We start from the raw sequence: 16,883 nt of genomic DNA, 5'->3' as shown, positions 1-16,883 counted from the left end.
CCGCGGGCGGAGCCGCAGTCGAGGTCACCGCCGCAGGTACTCCCGCAGCTGCTCGTCGGCGTCGGCCGGGACGAACCCGGTCGCCTCGAGCTTCGACAGGTCGAGCACACTGTTCGACGGTCGCGGCGCGATCGGACCGTTCGCCGAGGCGAAGTACTCGGCCGTGCTCACGCCGGATACCCGGGAGCGCTCGGCGCCCGAGATCTCGAAGATGTCGGCCGCGATCTCGGCCCACGTCCGCGGTGCTCCTGAGCCCGTGACGTTGTACGTGCCGTACGGCGCTCCGGAGTCGAGCAGGTGAGAGATCGCCCGCGCGATCTCCGATGCGAAGGTCAGCCGACCGCGCTGGTCGTTCACGACCGATGGGTCGATGCCGCGCTCGGCGAGAGAGGCCATGGTCCGGACGAAGTTCTTGCCCTCGCCGATGACCCACGACGTGCGCAGGATGTAATGACGAGGCGCCGTCGCCACGGCCATATCGCCCGCGGCCTTCGTCTGCCCGTACACGCCGAGCGGGCACAGCCGGTCGTCCTCGCGGTACGGCCTCTCCTCCGTGCCGTCGAAGACGTAGTCACTCGACACGTGCACGAGCGTGATCCCGTATTCGGAGGCGATCTTCGCAAGCCGCGCCGGGCCCTCGCTGTTGGCGGCCCAGGCGTCACGACGGCCGTCGGGCGTCTCCGCGAGGTCGACCGCCGTGTAGGCGGCGGCGTTCACGATGGCCGCGTAGTCGCGCCATCGACGAGCCCCTGCGACGGCGGGGTCGGCGAGGTCGAACTCCGCGCGCGTCGTCCACTCCACCGCCGCGTCGTCGCCGAGTTCCGCACGGAGTGCGCTCCCGAGCTGACCACCGGCACCGACGACGAGGATCTTCTTCGCGGCGATGTGGGCCACGTCGGCGAGACGGGGGTGCGCGAGGTCCTTTGCGGAGATCTCCACCTCAGCCAGGGGAATCGGCCATGCGATCGCCGCGGTCTCGTCGGCGAGATTGAGGAAGGAGTACGAGGCGTCGGGCGACCAGTGGTCATTGACGAGGTACGTGTAGGCGGTGTCGGCCTCCAGGGTCTGGTAGGCGTTGCCCACTCCTCGCGGCACGAACACGGCACGGGAGGGATCGACCTCGATGGTGAACGCCTGCCCGAAGCTCGGCCCCTCGCGCAGGTCGACCCATGCGCCGAAGATCCGCCCGGTGGCGACCGACACCCACTTGTCCCACGGTTCCGCATGGATGCCGCGTGTCGTGCCGATCGCGTCGTTGAAGGAGATGTTGTTCTGCACGGGACCGAAATCCGGCAGGCCGGCGGCGGTCATCTTCTCGCGCTGCCAGTTCTCCTTGAACCACCCGCGGGAATCTCCGTGCACAGGCAGATCGAAGACGACCAACCCGGGAATCGGTGTCTCCGTGACCGTCAGCTTCTTGCCGAATTCGATCTCACTCACGTGCCGTCACTGCCCCTTCGAGGCGTAGAAGGCCTCCGTGCGGTCCTTCGAGGGCGCCCACCACGACTCGTTGTCGCGGTACCAGGCGATCGTCGCGGCGAGGCCGGACTCGAAGTCGGCGAACTGCGGGGTCCAGCCGAGCTCCGTGCGGAGCTTGGTGGAATCGATGGCGTACCGCAGGTCGTGGCCGGCTCGATCCGTCACGTGGTCGTAGGCGTCGCGAGGCTGTCCCATCTCCTGGAGGATCAGCTCGACGACCTCCTTGTTGTTGCGTTCCCCGTCGGCGCCGATGAGGTACGTCTCGCCGATGCGGCCCTTCTCCAGGATTGTCAGCACGGCGGAGGAGTGATCGTTGGCGTGGATCCAGTCGCGCACGTTCTCCCCCGCTCCGTAGAGCTTGGGACGGATGCCGCGGATCACGTTCGTGATCTGCCGGGGGATGAACTTCTCGACGTGCTGATAGGGCCCGTAGTTGTTCGAGCAGTTCGAGATGGTCGCCTCGACGCCGAAAGATCGCCCCCAGGCGCGGACGAGCAGGTCGCTGCCGGCCTTGGTCGACGAGTACGGCGAGGAGGGGTTGTACGGCGTCTGCTCGGTGAACCGCTCCGGGTCGTCGAGCTCGAGGTCGCCGTAGACCTCGTCGGTGGAGATGTGGTGGAAGCGGGTGCGGTGCTTCCGCGCGGCCTCCAGCAGTGTGTAGGTCCCGATGATGTTCGTGTCGAGGAACGGACGAGGGCTGTGCAGCGAGTTGTCGTTGTGCGACTCGGCCGCATAGTGCACCACGGCGTCGGCCTCGGCGGTCAGTCCGTCGACGAGCTCCGCGTCGGTGATGTCGCCCTCCACCAGCCGCACCCGCGACTCGGGCAGACCCGCGAGGGACTCCCGGTTGCCCGCGTAGGTCAGTGCGTCGAGCACCGTCACGTCGTACTCGGTGTTCTCGACGACATAGTGCACGAAGTTGGAACCGATGAAGCCGGCCCCTCCTGTCACGAGCAGGCGGGTCATGCGTTTCCTCTCTTCAGCAGATCGAGCAGATAGGCGCCGTAGCCGCTCTTCACGAGCGTGGTCGCCCGCTCCTGCAGCTCCTTGTCCGAGAGGAACCCCTGGCGCCAGGCGACCTCTTCAGGGACGCCGATCTTGAGCGAGGTGCGACGCTCCATGGTGCGGACGTACTCCGCAGCATCCGTCATCTGATCGAACGTCCCCGTGTCGAGCCACGCCGTACCGCGAGGCAGCACCTCGACCTGCAGGGCACCGCGCTCGAGGTACGCGCGGTTGATGTCCGTGATCTCGTACTCGCCGCGCGCGGAGGGCTCGAGGTTCCTGGCGATCTCGACGACGTCGTTGTCGTAGAAGTAGAGGCCGGGCACGGCGTAGTTGCTCTTCGGCTGCGCGGGCTTCTCCTCCAGCGAGACCGCGGTGCCCTCGGCGTCGAACTCCACGACGCCGTAGGCCTCGGGCTCGGCCACCCAGTACGCGAAGATCGCTCCGCCGGAGATGTCGCCGAAGCGCTGCAGACGGTTGCCGAGACCGGGCCCGTAGAGCAGGTTGTCTCCCAGCACGAGCGCGACGCTGTCGTCGCCGATGAAATCGGCGCCGATGGTGAAGGCCTGCGCGAGTCCGTCCGGCGACGGCTGCTGGGCGAACGTGAGGTTGATCCCGAACTGCGACCCGTCGCCGAGCAGCCTCTCGAAGTGCGCCGCATCGTGCGGCGTCGTGATGACGAGGATGTCGCGAATACCCGCGAGCATGAGCGTCGAGAGCGGGTAGTAGACCATGGGCTTGTCGTAAACGGGTATCAGCTGCTTGGAGACGCCCAGGGTGATGGGGTGCAGTCGAGTGCCGGATCCGCCCGCGAGAATGATGCCTTTCACCCCCATATCGTGCCACACCCCGCTGTGCGCCCGAGCAACGCCTATTACTTGCGTCACATCGTTAACACTGGCATCGGGAGTATATTTCCGCCACAATGAGCGAGTGACCGCCTACCCCACCCCACCTTTGCGCGGCCTGATCGCAAGTGCAGCAGCGATCGTCGTCGCTGCGGCGCTCCTCGTCGCGACACCCGTCAGCGCGTCGACCACGGCATCCGTTGCGACCTCCGGCGTCGGCGCGGCGGTGCAGAGCGCCTCCGGATCACCGTCCGTGGACTCGTCGATCCGCAAGGCGGCCGACATGTCGCAGTTCCGCCCCGGGAACATCATCTCCGACGCCGTGTTCTTCGACCGGAGCACGATGAACTCGGGTCAGATCCAGGCGTTCCTCGACTCCAAGGTGAGCGTGTGCCGCTCGTCGTACGCGTGCCTCAAGACCTACTCCCAGCACACGCCGAACAAGGCGGCCGACGCATACTGCAACGGCTACTCCGCCGGCCGCAGCGAGCTGGCGTCCCTGATCATCGCCAAGGTCGCCCAGTCCTGCGGCATCAACCCGCAGGTGCTGTTGACGATGCTCGAGAAGGAGCAGAGCCTCGTCACCTACGCATACCCCGCGCCCGGCAGATTCACCGCGGCGATGGGCCAGGGATGCCCCGACACCGCAGGCTGCGACCCCGCGTACGCCGGCTTCTTCTACCAGGTCTACGGCGCTGCCCGTCAGATGAAGATCTACGCCGAGGGCAAGTGGTTCACCTACTACGCTCCGGGCAAGACGTGGAACATCCGCTACAACCCCTCGGTGAGCTGCGGCAGCGCGCCGGTGTTCGTGGAGAACACCGCGACCGCCGCGCTCTACTACTACACACCGTACCAGCCGAACCGCGCAGCTCTCAACGACCAGTACGGGCTCGGTGACTCCTGCTCGGCGCACGGCAACCGGAACTTCTTCCGCATCTTCTCCGACTGGTTCGGCAGCACCCAGGGACCTTCGTCGAACCTGATCAGGTCCTCCACCACGGGCGAGGTGTTCCTCGTCTCTGCAGGCACGAAGCACTACGTGACGAACGCGGCGGACCTCAGCGTGTTGACCGTGCGTGTCGGATCCGTGTTGACCGTGTCGCCGAACTACGTCGCCTCTCTTCCCACGGGGAATCGCTTCATCCGGCTCGTGCGAGACGCCAGGAACGGTGCGGTCTACCTGTTCCAGCCGGATGGCACCAAGCACCACTTCCAGACCACGGCCTTGATCACCCGATACGGCATGAGCACGGAGGACTACACGCCTCTCTCGCCGCTGATCCTCGACGCGTACCCCACCGGGCGGCCGGTCGGAGACTATTTCCGGTCCGAGGACTCCGGCGACTACTTCAAGTGGGAGAACGGTCAGCGTCGCCACATCGCCAACCAGCTCGCCTGGCAGCTGGAGCGGGCGAAGGCCAAGGACTATGTCGCGGTCTTCCCCGCCGGCAACGCGGCGTTCCCCCCGGTCGGCCGCGCGCTCCTCGCACCCGGCACCCTCGTCAAGGAGAAGTCGCGCGACGAGGTCTTCATCGTCGGAAACGGTTCCGAGCTCACGCACATCCCCAGCTGGGAGCTCAGCGCGGACGCCGGGATCACCGCGTACCAGCCGGTCGCGAACGGCACATTCGCCGGCTACGACCGCTCGTCGGCCTTGGCCCCGCTCTTCACCTGCGGCGCGAAGGCGTACGTCGTCGACGGCGGCAAGGTGAGCGCGCTCGCAAGCGCTGCGAAGACCGGCGCCGGACCGACGCTCCCGGCTTCGGTGTGCGCTGTGCTGCCGCGGACGGGCAAGACTCTCCCCGACCCCGTGTTCGTCAAATCGGCGTCGTCTGACCCCATCTACTCACTGGAGAAGGGCACCATCCGCCACGTGCAGTCGCAGCAGCGGCTCCTCGAGATCAGCGGCGGGAAGTCGCCCTACACAGCGACCTGGTCCAACGCGACGATCGCCGCGTACGCGAAGGGTGCTCCGTACCTCGCGGAGGGGTCATTCGTGAGTTTCGCGGGACGCGGCGAGGTCTATCGCTACACGGGCAAGGTCCTCCAGCATGTCCAGGACTGGGCGACGCTCCTGCGGCTCGGGGGCGGTGCGGTTCCGCCGATCCAGACTCTCCCCGAGAGCTTCCGCGGGAGCTTCACCTTCGGATCCTGAGCATCCGGTCGGTGGCACCTGCGGTCGCTCCGAGCATCAGCGCAGACCGTCGTGGCATCCGGGAGCTGCAGGTCGCCCCGGGTAGACTGGACGAACTATGACGACCCTGGCTAATCGAGTGCTGGTCATCGTGCCCGCGTGGAATGAGGCCCGAAACGTCGCACACACCGTCGCGGAGATCCGGCAGGCGAGTCCCGCGTACGACGTCGTGGTGGTCGATGACGGTTCCGGGGACGACACCGCCGAGGTCGCGCGCGCCGCAGGCGCGACGGTGATCTCGCTCCCTTTCAATCTCGGGGTCGGCGGCGCGATGCGCACGGGATTCACCTACGCGCACCGGCACGGATACGACCGGGTGATACAAGTGGACGCCGACGGTCAGCACAATCCTGCTGACATCGCACGTGTCCTCGCGGGGCTGGAGCACGCGGACATCTCCATCGGCGCCCGCTTCGCCGACGTCGGCGATTACTCCGTTCGCGGCCCACGGAAATGGGCCATGCTCTTTCTTGCGCGCACGCTGTCGCGTGTCGCGGGAGCCCGGCTCACCGACGTCACGAGCGGCTTCCGCGCGGCCAACCACCGAGCGTTGCGTCAGTACATCGCGTACTACCCCGCGGAGTACCTCGGAGACACGATCGACTCGCTCGTCGCTGCCTGCCACGCGGGCCTCGTCGTCACCCAGGTGCCCGTCGCCATGCGCGCCCGTGTGCACGGCACTCCCAGCCAGGGCCCGGTCGGTGCCACCGTGTACCTTCTGCGCTCCGTCTTCGCTCTCGCCCTCGCCCTTCTTCGCGGCCCGCGTCGAGCTCAGGCCGTCGCCCGATCGGAGCAGTCATGATCGTCGCCGCCGGAATCGCGATGGCCGTCATCATCCTCGTCGTCGTCTTCTGGATGCTGCTCGCCCGCCGCATCCGAGAGAAATACGCCGTGATGTGGATCGTCATCGCGATCTGCGTCCTGGTCCTCGGATGCATGCCGGGACTGCTCATCTGGGCGACGGGGCTCCTTGGCGTGCAGGTGCCGGCGAACCTCCTCTTCGCTCTGGCGATCGTCCTCCTCCTCGGAGTGTCACTGCACCTGTCCTGGGAGCTCTCGCACACTGAGGATGAGATGCGTCGCGTCGCCGAGGAGGCAGCGCTCGCCCGCACTGAGCTCGATCGACTCGCGCAGCGACTCGACCGTCTGGAACATGCCGACCAACACGACTCGGCGCGCGGCGACGCAGACATCGCCTGACCGGCTGCGCACGCGGAACACGATCGCACCGCGCGTCGGCGGTGTCAGTGCACGATGTGCGAGACCAGCGCGCGGGCGCGGGTGGAGTCCCGTGCGACGAGGGCCCCGAGCAGCTCCGAGAACGCGTGCAGCCTCGGGATGATGCGCCGCCGCCCGATCCGCGCTGCGCGATCCCATCCGCGCTCCGCCATTCGCGCGGAGAAGGCCAGGGCGAAATCCCGCTCTTGTGCGAACCGGACGCCGGACGCGGCCGTCGCGGACGACACCGAGGACCGATGGCGTCGGTAGTCGAAAACCACATCGTCGTACACGAGCATCGAGCCGTCCTCGAGGGCTATGTCGAGAAGAAGGCCGTAGTCGAGCGCGATCGCGTATTCCTCGCGGAACCCATGCCGGCGCGCCGTCGCAGTGCGCCAGACGAGTGACGGGAAGTACGCCCAGTCGGCGCGCATGAGGCTCTCCGCCATCTGCTCGCCGCGGATCAGTACCCCTCCGGTGCCGCCGCGAGGTCGGAGCACGGCCTTGATGCGGTCCCCGAGAGGGCGCACAGGTCGTCCTTCGCCGTCGATCACTCGCACGCCGGGCTGAATGATGTCCGCGTCCGGGTGAGCCACGATGCGCTCCGCGACGCTGGCGAGGTAAGTCGGGTGCATGACATCGTCATCGCCAAGCATGACCAGATGGTCTGCCTCCACGACCGAGAGGCAGTAACTGAAGTTACGAGCGAGCCCGATGTTCTGGGCATGTCGGATGTATTCGATGCGCGGGTCGCCCAGAGCTGCGATGCGGCCCGCCACCCCCTCGCCGGGATACGCGTCGTCGACGACCACGAGCCGCCACTGGCTGTAGGTCTGGGCGAGAACGGACGTGATGGCCGCGCTGGCTTGCTCCCACGGGCTGTAGTACGGAAGGACGATGTCGATCCGCACGCCTTCGCTCACGGCTTCCCCCGCCGGCCCGCCACGCCGTCAGCTATGCCGCGGATGACGCTGAAGACGGGGAGCCTCCGATCGCGACGGACAGCGACGATGAGCTCCTCCCCGACGCGGCGCATCACGGCAAGTGCCACCGGTCCTGCAGGAAGTCCCGCCTTCCGGGCGAAGAGCACCATGTTCCGGATGCCGAGGCGCAGCGGGTGAGCCCCGGGCTCCTGCTGAGCGCTTTCCGGGACGACGAGAGTGCGCCACCCTGCTCGTGCCAACGACCAGCCGGTGTCGACGTCTTCGAAGTACAGGAAGTACCTCTCGTCGATGCCGCCGATCCCCTCGAGGGCACGAAGGCGGAAGAGAGCGATCGCGCCGTCGACCCAGTGGACCGCGCGCGGGCCGGCGATCTCGTCGATGCGATGGTAGGCCCGCCCGCCGCGGGTGAGGACACCACCCGAGGAGAAGACGCGCTCCGGTCGCGAGACCCACCGCAGCGTCGGCGCGACGCACCCGGCATCGGGATCCGCATCGAGCGCGCCGACCAACGCCTCCGCCAGCGTCGGGCTGAAGACAGCGTCGTGCGTCAGGACGAGGAGATTCTGGATCCCGGCTTCGCGTGCATACGCGGCGGCGGTGTTGACAGCAGCCCCATAGCCCGGGTTGTCCGCGCGACGGATCAACACCGGCGCGAGCGCGAGTCCGGTGAGCGATGACTCGGCGATGTCGCCCCCGTTGTCCACGACGATCACCAGGTCGGGCCGTCGGGTCTGCTCGTCGAGGCGGTCGAGAACCGCGGTCAGCAGGTCCGGTCGATGGTAGGCGATGATCACAGCGGCGTAACGGCCGGCCGATGAGGCGGCGTCGTTCATCTCGGACATCGAGGCCTAGGCTAGCTCATATGCGATCCACCCCGCCTGCAGACGGAGCTCGTCCCCCCGTCGTCAGCGTGACGAAATACGTCCCATACTCCGGTATCGCACACGCGGGCGGCGAGTACGCCCTTCAGCACTATCGCGCGCTAGCGACCGACTTCGACGTCACCCTGATCGCACCAGCCACAGCACTCAACCGCGAGGCCGTCACTCGCTCCCCCGCCTGGCCCGTTCTCCTGCTCTTCGGATCGGGGCCCATGTCGCACGACCGGTTCAAGATCCTCGCGGACATCGGTTCGCTGATCCGCGGGAGTGCGGCGCATCGGTGGTTCTCTCGCGCCCTTCGACGCAGCAGCCGAGCATGCGAACTCCTCGCAGGGGCCGCCGTCATCGAGTTCCAGTGGTCGGAGATGGGCAGTCTGCTGCCGTCGGTGCGAGGTGTCTCGCCCCATTCGCGCACGATCGTCATCGCACATGATGTCATCACCCAGAGGTGGTCACGTGCCGCCTCGACCGCGCCCGATCCGCTGCGCCGCGCCGCGTACCGCGCTGCCGCATGGCTGAGCGCCCGCCGCGAGCGGCGCACCTTCGAATCCGCCGATCGCGTCATCGTGTTCAGCGAGAAAGACGCTCGTCTCGTCCGGTCACTGGCCCCGACAGCCAGGGCGGAGGTCGTCCGCCCCGGCTTCCCTGTGCCGCCGGCGCCGACGCGAACTCCGCGCGACGATTCCTCTCCGCTCGTGGTGTTCAGCGGAGCCATGGGCAGGCCGGACAACGATGCCGCTGCGCGTTGGTTCCTGGAACGAGTCTGGAGTAGGGTGCGCGAGGTTGTTCCCTCAGCACGGTTCACCGTAGTGGGCGCGAATCCCAGCGCCGCTCTGCAGCGCCTGGCGATGGAGCACGAGGCGGTGGAGATCACGGGCTTCGTCGAGTCGATGGATCCCCATCTGAACCTTGCCGATGTGATCGTCGTCCCCCTGCACAACGGCGCGGGCGTGAAATTCAAGACGATCGACGCGCTCCTGCGCGGAATTCCGGTGGTCGCGACGCCCGTCGGCGCCGAGGGCATCGAACGCGAGGGAGCGATCAGCCACATCACCGAGGATCCCGAAGAGTTCGCGACGGCGGTGATCGAAGCCATCCGGAACCCCCGCCCCGAGCTCGCGGGTTCCATCCGGGACTGGGCCGTCACGGAATACGGCCTACCTGCCTTCCGACGCCGGATCTCCGGCATCTACAACGAGCTGATCAGCGAGGGACCACGATGACGCCGCACCCGGGAGGATCCACCGTCGTCGCGGTGATCCCCACCTTCCGAGCACCGGACGAGCTGCCCGAACGGGTTCGTGCGCTCCTCACTCAGGTCTCCGCGGTGGTCCTGGTGGATGACGGCACCGCATCGACCGCTCCCCTCGGCATCGCCGGTCCTCTCGTCGACGTCGTCGAACTCCCCGAGAACGGCGGAATCGCGCACGCGTTGAACGTCGGCATCAGCGTTGCGCGCGATCGGGGCGCGACGCACGTGCTGACCCTCGATCAGGATTCGTGGATCCCCGAGGGCTACGTCGGGCGCGCTCTCGCCGTCCTCGCTGAAGCGGCCGCACGCGGAGAGCGGACGATCGGTGCTGCGCCGGCGTCCGCCGGGGGCACCGGGGTGATCCTCGATTCCGTCGGTCGACCGTTCGACCCCATTCAGGCCGGTCAGGTGGTCCAGCTCGACGTGTTCGACCGCGTGGGCCCGTTCGACGAGACGCTTTTCATCGATGCCGTCGACAGCGAGTACACCCTCCGGGCGTGGCGCGAGGGCTATCGCTACGTGCTCATACCCGACACCGACATCGGGCACGAGCTGGGCACGCTGGTACCACTCACGATCTTCGGACGGCAGCTGGTCCTCGGCGGACGCGCCCGCCATCTGCTCTACCACGCGCCGTTCCGCACCTATTACATGGTCAGGAACTCGGTGATCATCGCCCGAGAGTACGGCCGCGAGCGCCCCGCCTGGACCCGGCGTCGAACCCGGCTGCTCACGACCATGATCCTCGGCGGACTCCTCGTCGCCGGAGACCGCAGGGCGCAGCTGGTCGCGCTCGCGCGCGGCATCCGCGACGGCCGTGCGGGGATCGGCGGACGCATCACCGATGGCCTTCAGGCGCGTCTCCGCAGACTCGGCAGGGAGACGCGGTGAGCGCGGACCGCCCGTCGCGCCGAGGAGGCGCACGTCGGGCGATCGGTCACGAGCTGGTCCGACGGTCGGCCCTCTTCTCGCTCTCGATCATCCTGTCGACGCTCGTCGGCGTCGCGTCCATCCCCGTCCTCATCGGCCAGCTGGGCGACACGACCTGGGCACGACTGGCAGTGCTCCAGGCGATCGCGCAGTTCCTCGCCGTCATCGTCGGCTTCGGGTGGGGTGCCACCGGGCCCAGCACCGTCGCGAGCCTCCCTGCAGCCGAACGCAAGACGTTCTTCGCCACGTCCCTCGCCGCGCGACTTCTCATCGTCGTGCCCGTTCTCGCTCTGGGCACGATCGCCGCCTCTCTCATCGTCGGCATCGACCCGCTCGTCGCGGCGCTGATCGCCGTGACAGCCGTCGCCCCCGCCGCCGGCGCCGGATGGTACTTCATCGGGACGAACCGGCCGGTGGCTCTCTTCCTCTTCGACGCGCTCCCCGCCATCCTCGGCCAAGCCGCGGCCCTCGTGGGGGTCCTGATGATCCCGTCCATGCTGGTCTACGCGTCATGCACCGCCTCGCTAGCAGTCCTCGGACTCGTGGCAGCCTGCCTCTTCGTGGCCACGCGCAGCAAGGACGGGCGCTGGACTCTGGATCGGTCGCAACCGTTGCAGGCTCTGATGCGAGACCAGCTGCCCGGATTCACAGCGACCTTCACCACCAGCCTGCTGACCACGCTCCCGGTCGTGATCGTCCAGGTGATCGTGCCCGCCGCTGCGCTGCCTCTCTTCGTGCTCGCAGACAGGCTCTCGCGCTACGCCGGACTCGTGCTCGCCCCGGTGCTGCAGGCGATCCAGAGCTGGGTGCCCGAGGCGGGACCCGAGCACATCCCGTCGCGCGGCCGCACCGCGATGCTCGTCGCCTGCGGAATCGGAGCGATCGGCGCGATCGGCATGATCACGTGTGCACCCTGGGTCTCGCCTCTGCTCTCGCAGGGTGCCATCGCCATCCCCCTGCTGATCGCCGCCATCATGGGGCTCGGCTTCGCGGGGGAGGCCATCAGTCAGGTCACGGGGTTGGCAGTGCTCGTGACCATCGGGCGCTCTCGAGAGCTCGCACTGTCCGCCGGAGTCGCCACGGCCGCGGCCTTGGTCGGCGTGCTCGCGGGAACCCTGCTCGTCGGAGTCCCGGGGGCCTTGACCGCACTCGCTCTGACGTCGATCGGGCTGGCCGTCTACCGCTCGCGGGTCGCCCTGCGCGGCCTCGCGTCCGCTCGGCCGTGAACCGCTCCCCCGGTCAGCCGCAGGCGGTCACGCGGTAGAGCCGCGCGTCGCCTTCGCTGTCGACGAGCTCCACGGCGTCGGAGCGCGCGAGGCGGTCGAGCCCTCGATACACATGCCGACCGCCGTTCACCTCCTGCCGCCCGAAGTCGAGCACGAAGTCGGCCCGGCGATCGGTGAGCAGATCACACACCTCGGAACCCGGCTCAGCGGTGTCGAGGCTGTCGAGGATCTCCTGCATGTCCTGCGAGACGTACATCAGGGTGTGTGGGAACAGCACCTCGCGGTCGGCCAGCGCGTACGCGAGAGCGGTGCCGGTCCACGGGCTGCCGACGATCACCGCGTCCTCCGGGACGTACTCGTCGATGCGCTCGAGCAGTGCCCACTCGTCGGTGGTCAACAGCGGCGCGTCTTCCGAGACCGCGTAGTTCGCCCGCGCGTCCCGGATGGCATGACGCATGCTCATGGCCTGCGGCAGCGGGAAGACAGCGAGCACGAGCGCGGCGAGCCCCAGCGTCGCCACCATTCGACGGCCGCCGCGGAGGCGCCGGGCGCGAAGCGCATCCCACGCGGCGGTGAAACCCAGCGCCGCGAGCGGGACCCAGACGAGCGGCATGATCGCAGCGAGGCGAGGGATGTTGTTGTACCACGCCCCGACCAGCACATCGCGGAGCAGGAGGTACGGAACACCGGCCGCTGTGATGTAGAGACCCGCCGCGAGCGCGAACAGCCCGAGCGTCAGTCCTCCACGAGCTGTGCGCGTGCGGAACGCCGCCACGATGCCGAGCACGATGAGCACGGCCATGCCCAGATTGATCGGCGCACGGTTCACAGACGCCGTCAGCACCTCGCCTATCGCCTGACCCACGGTCAGCTCCGGCGTCCACGTGCGTGCGTCTGCGGAGGGGCGAAGGAAGAACCACAGGCAGCCCGCGATGACGAGATACCCGGCGAGCCCCATCCACGCCCATAGTCCGCCCGGCGGTCTTCCTCCATGACGCCGAGCGCGCCGCACCAAGGCTGCGGCGAAGACGACGGCTCCCATTGCGAGGAGGACGACGAGGCCGCCCGGGTGGCTGACAGCCATTCCCGGCAGTAGTCCGACCAGAGCGACCAGCCACGGAACGCGCGCTCTGGCGTCGGTGTGGTCGCGCATCACCGCCCGCACGAGAAGAGCCAGCGTCGCCGGCACGAAGCTCAGCGCCATCATGTACGGGAACAGGACGCCGTAATCGGCGAGCAGGATCGGGAAGGCGGGGAAGCATGTGGCTGCGGCCGCCGCGCCGACCATGGTGGAGGTCCGCCCGCCCGACAGTTCACGGGTCAGCACCACGATGCCGGTCGTCCATGTGAAGGCCGCGAAGCCGATGAGCAGCGCGTTCGACGCGACGGGGATCGAGACGCCGCTCACATCCACGAGGAGAGCGGAGAACGCATGCCATCCCGCGGGGTAGAAGCTCGGCGGGACGCCGGCTTCAGAGCTGGTCAACGACGACACCCAGAACGAGGACGCGTTGCCTGTTTCGAGGATGTATCGCACCGCGTTGAGATGGAAGATGTTGTCGAAGGTCTGCGAGATGTGATCGGGGGAACCGATCATGAGCAGCACCTGCACGACGATCACCAGCGGGGCCGCGACCACGGCGGCCCGTGCCCATGGACGCAGACTGTCGCCAGGATCGTGAGGCGGCGTCGCCCGCCACAGCAGCATTCGCAACCCCACTACGAGGATCACGATCGCCGCCGTCACGACAGCGACCGGAAGAACGCCCCACGTCATCCCCAGCAGCGGCGCGACGATCGACGCTGAGACGACTGCCGTCACGGAGGCCGGTCCCGAGACGGCGACGGACCACAGGCCCCGAAGCCCGAGCGCGCGGGCGATGATGTAACCGGGAACGAACAGGAGCACGCCGAGCGTTCCGAGGGCGAGCAGCAGTTCCATCCAGATCGTCATACGTGTGCGGGGCTCCTGGTGCGGGTGTCTCGGGACTGGGCGCGTGGCTGCATCGGCAACGGCGGCGCCCGACCGATCCTATTACGGACGCGGGGTGCTCCTCGGAGTCAGCGTGACGGACGGTCCGCCAGCGCGGCGACGGCCAGCGAATGGGCGCGGCGTCTCCCCCCGGTGAGCGCGCCTGCGGCCCACCCGATGAGGTACTCGACGGAGGATCGCCGCACCATGGTCCCGTTCTCCTCCGCAGCACGCTGCACACGCCGCATCGGGACCAGACGACGGCGACGACCGAAGGAGGCCGCGATGTCGGGGGGCACCGGGCGTCCGCGCCCTTCCAGCACCTCCACGATCACCTGACGCCATCCCACCTGCACGAGGAACATCATCCTCAGGACGGCGAGCGGCGATGCGCTCCCCTCATAACGACGTGTCTTCGCCAGAGTCACCCGCATGGTCTCGGCGAGGCCCATCGCGCGTTGCTGAGAGGGGTCGCCGTAGACGTTCGCCCCGTGCTGAACGTAGTCCTGGACGACGTCTTCGACGATCGCCAGTTCGCCGTACGTCGCCGCGACCACTGCCAGCCAATGATCGTGCGTCTCGACCCGGGTCGGTACGCGCGGGAACGGCAGGGCTGTCGCGAGGATCTCACCCCGGAACACGCACAGCGAACCTGTGACCTGGTTGGCCAGGACGAGTTGTGCGCCGCCATGGAAAGCACGATCGGTCACGCCGGTGACCTCGCCGGAGGGATGCCGTACGAGACGCGCCTGACCGGATGCGAGCGGCGCCTCGTCCAGCCGGGCGGTGAGTGCGGCGAGCTTGTCGGGGTACCAGTAGTCGTCCTGGTCGCTCAGCGCCACCCAGTCGGCATCATCAGGCACCTCCAGGAGTCCGCGCTCGAAGTTGAGGTAGAACCCTCGTCGGGTGCCGTCGCTCACCACCCGGAAACGTACGTCGCCACCCAGGGTCTCCTCGAGCACACGGTGCACGACATCCGCCTCGCCGTCGACCGAGATCACGCAGGTCCACTCCGTGAGCGTCTGATCCTGGATGCTTCGCAGCTGCCGGGCGAACAGTTCGGGGTCCGGTCGGTATGCGGCGAGCACGATCCAGCCGCCCTGCGGAGTCATTGCCGAATCTTCCCTGCTGTCGTCGAATGTGGTCCTAGAGAGCCTACCGCCGGCACTCGGACTCGCTCGGACCGCGGTCGAGTGGCGGTCGAGTGGCGGCCGACACCCCGGTGACACCTGTGCTGAACGCCGACGCGATGAATCTATGATTGGTGAGGCGTTCCGCCCGAACCGGCCGCCTGAGGAGGTGAGAGACGGTGTCGCATGCATCCGTCCCCGTCGATGAGCGGATGGTCCAGCCAGGGGCGAGTACCGGGCTGTTCGACGTCTTCCGCCGCAGGTATCTGCTGAGCCTGATCATCCGCAAAGAGGTCGGGATCCGGTACCGGGGCTCCGTCCTCGGCTGGCTCTGGTCCTACGTCAAACCGCTCATCCAGTTCCTGGTGTTCTTCTTCGCGCTCGGGGTCTTCCTGCGGCTCAACGACAGCATCGAGTACTACCCGCTGTACCTGCTCTCCGGGATCACGGCCGTCACCTTCTTCAACGAGTCGTTCTCGAACGCGACCAAGTCTTTGGTCGAGAACGCCGCGCTGATCAAGAAGATCTACTTCCCCCGTCAGATGTTCCCCGTCGCGAGCACCATGGTCGCGGCGGTGAACACGGTGCCCCAGATCATCGTCGTGATCGTGATCGCCCTGTTCTTCGGGTGGGTGCCGTCGGTGGTGGGCGTCGCGGCGGTGCTGTTCGGACTCGTCATCATCGCGCTGCTCGCGACGGGCCTCGGCATGCTCTTCGGCGCCATCAACGTGACGTTCCGCGACGCCCAGAGCTTCGTCGAGATCATCGTCATGGTGTCGGTGTGGGCATCGCCCGTCATGTACCAGTGGCAGATGGTCGCGAGCAAGGTGCCCGACTGGCTCTTCCAGCTGTACGCCCTGAACCCGATCACCGGTGCAGTGGAGCTCTTCCATTACGGGATCTGGCACGCTCTCGACCCGGCGGACGCGCAGCCCCTCCCCTCTCTGTGGGTGCACGCGCTCATCGCCCTCACGGTTTCCATCGTCTTCTTGATCGTCGGCGAGCTCGTCTTCCGCCGCCTGGAGGGTCGCTTTGCCCAGGATCTCTGACACGTCCCGCATCCGCATCGAGGACGTTCACAAGCACTTCAAGCTCCGCCACACCCACTCCATCAAGGAGACCTTCGTCGCTGCGATGCGGCGCAAGCCGCTCACGTCCGACTTCCAAGCGCTGGACGGCGTCTCCTTCGACATCGGGGAGGGCGAGGCCGTCGCTCTGCTCGGCTTCAACGGCTCCGGCAAATCGACGATGCTCAAGCTGATCTCCGGGGTGCTGCGCCCCGATGAGGGTCGAGTCCTCACACGTGGTCGGGTCGCCGGTCTCATCGAGGTCGGCGCAGGGTTCCACCCCGACCTGTCGGGAAGGGAGAACGTCTACCTCAACGCCGCGATCCTCGGCATGTCGAAGCAGGAGACCAAGGAGCAGTTCGACTCGATCGTCGAGTTCAGCGAGATCGAGAAGTTCATCGACACCGAGGTGAAGCACTACTCCTCGGGCATGTTCCTGCGCCTCGCGTTCTCCGTCGCCATCCACACGCACGTGGATGTGCTGCTCATCGACGAGATCCTGTCGGTCGGCGACGAGCCGTTCCAGCGGAAGTGCCTCGCCCGGGTGAGGGAGCTGCACGCGCAGGGCAAGACGCTGGTGGTCGTGAGCCACGACCTGAACATGGTGTCCGATCTCTGCGAGCGGGGCATCCTGCTCGAGGGCGGCAAAGTTCGTTTCGACGGTCCGAGCAAGAGCGCCGTCGAGCTCATGCGCTCCTGATCGCCCTGGGGGCGGCGCGAGGGTGCGCCGCAGA

Annotated in this window: 15 protein-coding genes; 8 read left to right on the top strand and 7 right to left on the bottom strand. The window is 67.6% G+C overall.

The window, feature by feature from the left end; genetic code table 11:
* Positions 1-24: 24 nt before the first annotated feature.
* The 3 genes from rfbD to rfbA are packed head-to-tail and all read right to left on the bottom strand — an operon-like array spanning position 25 to position 3,314.
* Positions 25-1,440 (bottom strand): dTDP-4-dehydrorhamnose reductase, encoded by a 1,416-nt coding sequence (gene rfbD / locus FSY98_RS13795; RefSeq protein WP_260857410.1) that lies wholly within the window; start codon positions 1,438-1,440, stop codon positions 25-27.
* A 6-nt stretch (positions 1,441-1,446) separates the two neighbouring features.
* Positions 1,447-2,445, bottom strand: a complete 999-nt coding sequence (rfbB, locus tag FSY98_RS13790; RefSeq protein WP_144877218.1) for a dTDP-glucose 4,6-dehydratase — start codon at positions 2,443-2,445, stop codon at positions 1,447-1,449.
* On the bottom strand, positions 2,442-3,314 hold the full coding sequence (gene rfbA / locus FSY98_RS13785; protein WP_144877217.1) for a glucose-1-phosphate thymidylyltransferase RfbA: 873 nt from the start codon (positions 3,312-3,314) through the stop codon (positions 2,442-2,444). Before rfbA ends, rfbB begins: the two co-directional genes overlap by 4 nt.
* 103 nt (positions 3,315-3,417) lie before the next feature.
* Here rfbA and FSY98_RS13780 point away from each other — a divergent pair, with 103 nt between their 5' ends.
* The 3 genes from FSY98_RS13780 to FSY98_RS13770 all read left to right on the top strand — a co-directional run bounded on the left by FSY98_RS13780 (position 3,418) and on the right by FSY98_RS13770 (position 6,729).
* Complete coding sequence (locus FSY98_RS13780; RefSeq protein WP_144877216.1) at positions 3,418-5,490, top strand: hypothetical protein; 2,073 nt, start codon at positions 3,418-3,420, stop codon at positions 5,488-5,490.
* Between the two features lie 97 nt (positions 5,491-5,587).
* Positions 5,588-6,331 (top strand): glycosyltransferase family 2 protein, encoded by a 744-nt coding sequence (locus FSY98_RS13775; RefSeq protein WP_144877215.1) that lies wholly within the window; start codon positions 5,588-5,590, stop codon positions 6,329-6,331.
* Positions 6,328-6,729 carry a DUF2304 domain-containing protein gene (locus FSY98_RS13770; protein WP_144877214.1) on the top strand — a complete coding sequence of 134 codons (402 nt, stop codon included), beginning with the start codon at positions 6,328-6,330 and terminating at the stop codon, positions 6,727-6,729. Before FSY98_RS13775 ends, FSY98_RS13770 begins: the two co-directional genes overlap by 4 nt.
* Before the next feature lie 44 nt (positions 6,730-6,773).
* On the opposite strand, the gene FSY98_RS13765 is transcribed toward FSY98_RS13770, so the two are convergent.
* Together FSY98_RS13765 and FSY98_RS13760 are read right to left on the bottom strand one after the other, a co-directional pair.
* Positions 6,774-7,670 (bottom strand): glycosyltransferase, encoded by an 897-nt coding sequence (locus FSY98_RS13765; protein WP_222119172.1) that lies wholly within the window; start codon positions 7,668-7,670, stop codon positions 6,774-6,776.
* Complete coding sequence (locus FSY98_RS13760) at positions 7,667-8,533, bottom strand: glycosyltransferase (RefSeq protein ID WP_144877213.1); 867 nt, start codon at positions 8,531-8,533, stop codon at positions 7,667-7,669. The genes FSY98_RS13765 and FSY98_RS13760 overlap by 4 nt, the downstream gene beginning before the upstream one ends.
* A 68-nt stretch (positions 8,534-8,601) precedes the next feature.
* Here FSY98_RS13760 and FSY98_RS13755 point away from each other — a divergent pair, with 68 nt between their 5' ends.
* Genes FSY98_RS13755 through FSY98_RS13745 form a run of 3 tightly spaced genes read left to right on the top strand, consistent with a single transcriptional unit; the run spans position 8,602 to position 11,980 of the window.
* Entirely contained in the window at positions 8,602-9,795 is a 1,194-nt protein-coding gene (locus FSY98_RS13755; protein ID WP_186307692.1) for a glycosyltransferase family 4 protein, read from the top strand.
* Entirely contained in the window at positions 9,792-10,715 is a 924-nt protein-coding gene (locus tag FSY98_RS13750; RefSeq protein ID WP_144877211.1) for a glycosyltransferase, read from the top strand. The genes FSY98_RS13755 and FSY98_RS13750 overlap by 4 nt, the downstream gene beginning before the upstream one ends.
* Positions 10,712-11,980 carry a lipopolysaccharide biosynthesis protein gene (locus FSY98_RS13745; protein WP_144877210.1) on the top strand — a complete coding sequence of 423 codons (1,269 nt, stop codon included), beginning with the start codon at positions 10,712-10,714 and terminating at the stop codon, positions 11,978-11,980. Before FSY98_RS13750 ends, FSY98_RS13745 begins: the two co-directional genes overlap by 4 nt.
* Before the next feature lie 13 nt (positions 11,981-11,993).
* Here the strand turns inward: FSY98_RS13745 and FSY98_RS13740 are convergent, their stop codons facing one another.
* Together FSY98_RS13740 and FSY98_RS13735 are read right to left on the bottom strand one after the other, a co-directional pair.
* Positions 11,994-13,922, bottom strand: a complete 1,929-nt coding sequence (locus FSY98_RS13740; RefSeq protein WP_222119171.1) for a DUF6541 family protein — start codon at positions 13,920-13,922, stop codon at positions 11,994-11,996.
* Between the two features lie 119 nt (positions 13,923-14,041).
* Entirely contained in the window at positions 14,042-15,064 is a 1,023-nt protein-coding gene (locus FSY98_RS13735; protein WP_186307691.1) for a glycosyltransferase, read from the bottom strand.
* Positions 15,065-15,261: 197 nt separating this feature from the next.
* Between FSY98_RS13735 and FSY98_RS13730 the strand changes: the two genes are divergently transcribed.
* Both FSY98_RS13730 and FSY98_RS13725 read left to right on the top strand, forming a co-directional pair.
* A complete protein-coding gene (locus FSY98_RS13730) occupies positions 15,262-16,131 on the top strand; it encodes an ABC transporter permease (protein WP_313955880.1) in 870 nt (289 codons plus the stop codon).
* Complete coding sequence (locus tag FSY98_RS13725; RefSeq protein WP_144877207.1) at positions 16,115-16,849, top strand: ABC transporter ATP-binding protein; 735 nt, start codon at positions 16,115-16,117, stop codon at positions 16,847-16,849. Before FSY98_RS13730 ends, FSY98_RS13725 begins: the two co-directional genes overlap by 17 nt.
* Positions 16,850-16,883 lie beyond the last annotated feature (34 nt).

Origin of the sequence: Microbacterium sp. 1.5R (genome assembly GCF_007667425.1) — a bacterium.
Classification (GTDB): Bacteria; Actinomycetota; Actinomycetes; order Actinomycetales; family Microbacteriaceae; genus Microbacterium.
Note: the sequence above shows the minus strand (reverse complement) of the source record. Positions and strands in the feature narration are given on the sequence as shown.